Annotated in this window: 5 protein-coding genes; 2 read left to right on the top strand and 3 right to left on the bottom strand. The window is 45.8% G+C overall.

Going from position 1 to position 6,379, the window contains the following annotated elements; translation table 11 throughout:
* Positions 1-340: 340 nt before the first annotated feature.
* Positions 341-1,183, bottom strand: a complete 843-nt coding sequence (gene dapF, locus QUB51_RS02600; RefSeq protein ID WP_333057288.1) for a diaminopimelate epimerase — start codon at positions 1,181-1,183, stop codon at positions 341-343.
* A gap of 598 nt (positions 1,184-1,781) precedes the next feature.
* On the opposite strand from dapF, the gene QUB51_RS02595 reads away from it, so the two are divergent.
* A complete protein-coding gene (locus tag QUB51_RS02595) occupies positions 1,782-1,994 on the top strand; it encodes an Hfq-related RNA-binding protein (protein WP_333057289.1) in 213 nt (70 codons plus the stop codon).
* Between the two features lie 181 nt (positions 1,995-2,175).
* Here QUB51_RS02595 and QUB51_RS02590 read toward each other — a convergent pair whose 3' ends face one another.
* The gene (locus tag QUB51_RS02590) at positions 2,176-4,491 is read right to left on the bottom strand and encodes a cation:proton antiporter (protein WP_333263819.1); all 2,316 of its coding nucleotides are present in this window, start codon (positions 4,489-4,491) and stop codon (positions 2,176-2,178) included.
* 785 nt (positions 4,492-5,276) lie between these two features.
* Here QUB51_RS02590 and QUB51_RS02585 point away from each other — a divergent pair.
* Positions 5,277-5,477 (top strand): SDR family NAD(P)-dependent oxidoreductase, encoded by a 201-nt coding sequence (locus tag QUB51_RS02585; protein WP_445243063.1) that lies wholly within the window; start codon positions 5,277-5,279, stop codon positions 5,475-5,477.
* Positions 5,478-5,824: 347 nt separating this feature from the next.
* Here the strand turns inward: QUB51_RS02585 and QUB51_RS02580 are convergent, their stop codons facing one another.
* On the bottom strand, positions 5,825-6,367 hold the full coding sequence (locus QUB51_RS02580) for a transposase (RefSeq protein WP_333263816.1): 543 nt from the start codon (positions 6,365-6,367) through the stop codon (positions 5,825-5,827).
* Between the last annotated feature and the right edge of the window lie 12 nt (positions 6,368-6,379).

The raw sequence follows: 6,379 nt of genomic DNA, 5'->3' as shown, positions 1-6,379 counted from the left end.
ATTAGGATAAGTTACTAGCAAGTCTTGTAACTGGTCTTCCGAGTCGTAGGGCTGTTCCATCATTTCTACCAGCCTGTTGTCGTCCTGAATCAGATAAATACCTCCAGCCCTGCCAGCCCACCTACTTAATTTTAGATTTGAGATTTGAGATTTGAGATTTCCGGCTTAGTTATTAGCCTTCAGTCTTCAGTCCGCAGCCAATGATTTGTGAAGGCGGAAGGCATTGGTCAGAATTCAATAAAAATTTTGAAGTCAATAATTTTTATTGCTTGTTAATTCAACAAAAAATCCCTTCTGACCAGTGACTGATGACTAATAACTAATGACTAATAACTAATGACTAATCACTCATACAACCAGTAAATACTCGCTGTGCCGGCCCGGTCATGTAAATGCGCCCAGAAACTTCTGCCCATTCGATTTCCAAAACGCCGCCGGGGAGCTCAACAGCAGTTGCCCGATCGCACTTTCCTACCAACACCCCAGCTACCACAGCAGCACAAGCACCAGTCCCACAAGCTAGAGTAACACCCGCGCCTCTTTCCCACACCCGCATTTTTACATAGTCTGAACGTACCACTTGAATAAATTCCGTATTGGTACGCTGCGGGAATGCTTTGTTGTGCTCGAATTGAGGCCCGACAGTTTCTAAAGCAACAGCCGCAACATCCTCTACAAAAGTAATACAGTGAGGATTGCCCATACTGACGCAGGTAACAGACCAAGATTTATCAGCAACTTCGATCGGCACATCTATAGCTTTGGCATCCGATGCAGCCAAAGTTGTCGGAATTTCCGCAGCCAGTAGCCGGGGAACCCCCATATCCACCTTAACCTGACCGTCCGATCGCAATTCCGGGCTAATCACACCAGCCAGAGTGTGGATGCGGTACTGAGTTTTCGCCTCTGACCCGTCCAAATCCGCGATAAACTTAGCCAAACAGCGAATCCCGTTGCCGCACATTTCTGGTTCCGAACCGTCGGAGTTAAAAATCCGCATCGTATAGTCAGTGTCATTTTGACCCGGAAGAGCAAATATCACACCGTCTGCACCAATCCCGAAATGTCGATCGCACAAATCCACAGCTTGTTCTGGCGCGATCACCGGTTCTGACGAGTGGCGGTTGTCAATCAGAATAAAATCATTTCCCAGTCCGTGATACTTCGCAAACTCGATCGGCATAAAAACAAACCTCTTTTGGTTAAAACTGATTAGATAATTTGCGGACCAAATTACCCATTTCTCAGTATTATAAAACTTTATGCAATTTATAGTCCTTTCTCGTGCAACATAAACAAATATAATATTTATAACTCCCCAGCGATATTTAATACTAATTCTCAAAAGTCATGCAACAGTAGCTGTAGGGTGCGTCGCCACCATTAAATTCTAAAAAAGAGCGACCATCTCCAAGCGACGCACCTTAGCTGAAGCGCGATCGTAAACCAACCACAAACTAATACAGCGGATTCCAGGTTTATAAAGTACACCCCAGAAACCGGGTTTCTTCTGGATTTCTCGCCAGAAACCGGTTTTATTCAAGAAACCCGGTTTCTCTGTACTTCACTTACCTGGAAAGTGCTGTAATTGTTGCAATATTTTGGAGAATTCGTATAATTAATGCTGATGTCAATGGCTGAATGAATATCGGTATAAAAGTAACCGCCAAGGGGTTTCTCCGTCATCGGGGAGACACCCTTGTAGTTGCGGCAGTAAGGGTTAAACGGTATAAACAGAAGAATATGGTTTAAGGTAATATTTGACTATAATTTTCTGAACTATGTCTGAATTTGAAACCGGATTGCCCAGCGTTCGCTTAATACAAAGCTACATCAAAGACAAACAACAGGTGGAAATCAAACTCCTGACCGGCGACTTAGTAGCTGGCAGAATTTTTTGGCAGGATAATAGCTGCATTTGCCTCCTCGATCCATCAGAAACACAAATTCTGATCTCGCGACCAGCAATTGCTTATCTCAAACCCAACGGCTGAGGAGACAGAGAGAGTGGGAGAGGGGGAGACAGGGAGAGGGGGAGATTGGGAGATTGGGAGAGTGGGAGAGGGGAAAAATCTTCCCTCTTCCCTCGAACCTCTTCCAACTTCGGTCTTCCTGACCTCCGTTACATCCGTTACATCCGTTACATCCGTCGAGCGAATCCGTTGCCGAACTTCCCTAATCGCTAAACAGCTTTTCGATGACTTGGGCCTTGACCAAAGGCAGCTTTAAAGCTGGTTGTGGCACCCGCGGTGAGGCCGTCCGCTGCATCAAGCCGAGCTCGTAAAAGCCGCCACACAGCAGCAAACGATCGCCTTCTTGCAAATTGCTACTTCCGTCGGGCCAGCGAGTAAATTTCCCTTCCCGGCGGATAGCCCGCACCTGCACCCCGTACTGCGTCAGCACATCTACCTCTGACAGTTTTTGGCCCGCCCAAGGGCTGTTTGCTGGCAGTCTCAGCCACTGGCAAGAACTGTCCCCCTGCGGGACTGCAACTTCCCCCTTCGCCAGCAACTCAAAACTGATGAGTTCTTCCGGTTCTCCCACTACAAAAAGTCGATCGCCCGGCTGCAAAGCTGTCTTGCCGTTAGGATAATCAATTTCCTCGCCATTCTCGCGGACGATCGCCATCACGCTAACCCCTGTCAACTGGCGCAGGTTAGTTTCTTCCAGAGTCATGCTGGCGATGGGAGAACCCGACGGCAAGTTGTACCACTCGCTGTTCATATCTCGAACCGCCACTTTCAAATCCCGCGAAATCGCCAAAGGTTCGCGCGGTGGCCGCAATTCCAGATAGCGGCTGCTGCGAATTTGCTGCACATCCCGCCCGATCGCCATTGCCGAAAGTCCCATGCCAGCCAGCAAGTGGGAAGACAGTTCTAAACTGGCCTCAAACTCCGGCTGCACAACTTCCCAGGCCCCCAATTGATAAAGCAGTTCGATGTCTTTATCTTGGTTCGCGCACACCACAATATCCAAATCCGGGACTAATTCTAAAGCCCGCTTCAGACACAAGCGAGTGCTCATGGGATCGGGAAGGGCGATCGCCATTGCTTTTGCCCGTTCCACCCGCGCGGCTTCCAATACGTGCCAACTGGCAGCATTCCCGTAAATGTAAGGAATTCCTTGCATTCTGCAATCTTGAATTCTACTTTCTGACTCATCGATCACCACAACAGAACAGTTGCGGCTTTGCAGCATTTTGACTAAAATTCTGCCGACTCGCCCGTAGCCGCAAACCACAACATAATTTTGTTCCGGCAAACTTTCAGCTATTGCCACAGGTTGAGATGTTTCGTCAAAATAGCGCTGCAAAGGCCCGAAATTTTCCGCCCATTTCAATAACTGGGGAACGCTTCTCAACACAAACGGAGTTAGCACGAGGGTGACTGCTGTCGTGCCTAAAATTAACAGGTAAACGTTGCGCGAAACCAGCCCCATAGCTTGGCCGGCACTAGCGAGTACAAAGGAGAATTCTCCTATTTGAGCTAAGCCCAAACCTGTGATTAATGCTGTTTTTAGCGGATAGCCAAATAGTCGGACGATCGGCGTTATAATCAAGAATTTGCCGACAAATACTATAAATACCAGTCCCAGAATTACTTCTAGATGGTTCCACAGAAACATCGGGTCAATTAACATTCCGATGGTGACAAAAAATAAGGATGCAAAAATATCTCGCAAAGGCTCGACATAAGTTAGAGTTTGGTCAGCATATTCCACCTCCGAAATCATTAAACCCGCCACAAATGCGCCCATCTCGATCGAAAAACCCAAATATTCTGTCAGCAGCGCAATCCCTAAAGCCAACACCACAACTCCCAGCAAAAACAGTTCCCGACTTTCTGTTTTCGCCAAATAGCGCAGCAACTGCGGTACCATCCAAATGCCCGCGACTACAGCACCGATCGCAAATAACCCGATCCGCAGCAGGGCCCACGCTACCGTCATGCCGATCTCTTCTGCTGGCTGATTGAGTGCCGGCAAAACTGCTAACATTAGCCCCAAAGCCAAATCTTGAACTACTAATATTCCCAGCATGACTTGACCGTGGGAAGTACCGGATTCATTGCGTTCCATCAAGCATTTCAGTACGACTGCGGTAGAGGAAAGTGACAGAATCGATCCTAAAAACACGCCTTGGGCGGGCGATTCTACCCAGCCTACAGCCAAGGAAATTGCAGTAGTAATGGCGATCGTCAGCACAATTTGCAAGCCCCCTCCGCCCAAACTAATGGCTTTTACTTTCTGGAGTTCGGCGAAAGAAAATTCCACTCCCAAGGCAAATAACAGAAAAGCAACCCCGAATTCCGCCAGGGTGTCTACCTGAATTAATTCTTTAATCAGCCCCAAACCGGCCGGCCCAACTACGATCCCTCCCAGGAGATAGCCGAGAATTACCGGCTGTCGCAATAGCGATGCAAAGAGTCCTCCTGCTGCGGCAGCAGCGAGAACTAGAACTAAGTCAACGATCAGTCGGAAGTCTTCTTGCACAACTTTATGAAAAAAGTATAAAGTTATATTATAGTGTCTAATGTGTTGACTATGTTTAGTGAGTTGACAGTAGTTGAGGAACAAGCACAACGGCCACCCTCGACTAAGGTATTTTTTCATTGCACAGAGTTCAACTTCTCACAAAAAGCTTAACCTCTGGCAAGTTGATCGAGGGATTGTGGGGGTATTAGTGGTAATGTTTCACCTCAACGAGATGAGCGCGGTGAGATTAAATCAAGTTACTTTTTTTAATTTATTTCAGGCTGGGTGGAGCGGTGTTGATTACTTTTTTGTATTGAGCGGTTTTCTCATGGTGTAGGTTCACCGATCGGCGAATGGTAAAAAGGATTAGTTAAAATTGTTTTTATTTATGCAAGCCCTGCTTGCAGATTTACCCTATCTACTGGATAATTACTCAGGCACTTTTGTATTTTTTTATAGTAATCCCCGGTTTTGCTAACAATAAAAATTTAGGTTTTAGACAAGTAATTTGGTTTAATCTTGATACCTCAAAATGACTTGCCCATTCGGGATGCAAGTTTGACAAAGCTGGCGTCGCACCTGTAAATACTGCCCTAGAGGCGATCGACTCCCTAACTGTCAGGTCAAACAGATATGGTATTACTTGCTAGAGAAATGCTGCGCGATCCTTATTGGCCGATGCGGGCTGCGAAGCAACTACGTCAATCGGTGCCTGCTCCAATTCAATACGATCGCGCTTGGTAATTAAGCGGATTTGCGATCGATTTTAGGTGAGCCGATTTAATCAATTAACAGGAGTGAATATGTCTGAGATTCAAAACAAGGTGGTCATCATTACTGGAGCAAGTAGCGGTTTAGGTGAAGCCACCGCTCATCGTTTAGCCGCCAGCGGAGCCAAACTCATGCTTGCTGCCCGCCGCGAAGATAGACTCAAGGACTTAGTTGCTGCAATCGAAAAAACAGGTGGCACAGTTGCCTATCGAGTCACCGATGTTGCCGAATAAATATAGCGGCTACTGTATTTCATCAATCACCGAATATGCTGTAATAAAACTGAGTATCGATTAGCAAGCAACTTTGCTGCATCCGGCTATCACGCAATAACAATGAAGAAATCGGAGAGATACATCGAAAAACATGGGCAATACAACTGCTGTAATTGTTTTTAATAACGCACTTATTTTAGATATATAGCCACCCTAAATCATTCGCCTAATTATTGTACGGGCAATCCCACGCCCGGTTGCCCCGATAGATAGGGGGTAGGCACGGGGAGTAGGGGTAGCACTACCCCTACAAATGTACCTGAATGATTTAGGATTGCTATAATAATCAATACTCCGGACAGTTTTTAAGCAGCCAAAGTACCATAAGACAAGACTGAAGGAAGATTAGGATGGTTTAAAATCAAATCCGGGTCTAAATCTAACTTATCAATAAAGGTACAAAGTAGATGCTTATTGAATTCCAGCCGTTTATAAGAAGCCATTGAAAACACAAACGACTTGGCAGATGAATGACAACTAGAGAGTTCATGTTTTGCTAAATTTAAGGCAATTAGACTGGCATTAAAATGAAAATCAAGCCGTGGTAAATGACGAGCTTGACAATCCGACAATCCCGTAAATTGCTTGGCATCACGAAAAATAAATTCAATCTGGAAACGAGCCTGATAATATTCAACAATTTGCTCAGGCGGTAAGTGAATATCAGTGCTAAATAATAAAGCATTTTTAATTTCTCCGTTGGGTTGAACCTCAGAGATACAAGCCAACCTAATTTGGCAATTTAAACAACAACTCCACACCACCAATGTATATAATGAAACTCCCGGTTTTAGGTCTTTAACAAAATTAAGACGGCTCAAATCATGGCAGTCAACTTGTGCGATCATATTTACGTGGAG

Origin of the sequence: Microcoleus sp. AT8-A3, from assembly GCF_036705675.1 — a bacterium.
In the GTDB taxonomy this organism is placed as follows: Bacteria; Cyanobacteriota; Cyanobacteriia; order Cyanobacteriales; family Microcoleaceae; genus Microcoleus.
This window is presented reverse-complemented; position numbering and strand designations above follow the sequence as displayed.

What these genes read in the sequence shown, in the direction of transcription:
- QUB51_RS02585 (WP_445243063.1), top strand. Translation starts at nt 5,277, where the DNA reads ATGTCTGAGATTCAAAACAAGGTGGTCATCATTACTGGAGCAAGTAGC.
- QUB51_RS02595 (WP_333057289.1), top strand. Translation starts at nt 1,782, where the DNA reads ATGTCTGAATTTGAAACCGGATTGCCCAGCGTTCGCTTAATACAAAGC.
- dapF (WP_333057288.1), bottom strand. Translation starts at nt 1,183, where the DNA reads ATGCCGATCGAGTTTGCGAAGTATCACGGACTGGGAAATGATTTTATT.
- QUB51_RS02580 (WP_333263816.1), bottom strand. Translation starts at nt 6,367, where the DNA reads ATGATCGCACAAGTTGACTGCCATGATTTGAGCCGTCTTAATTTTGTT.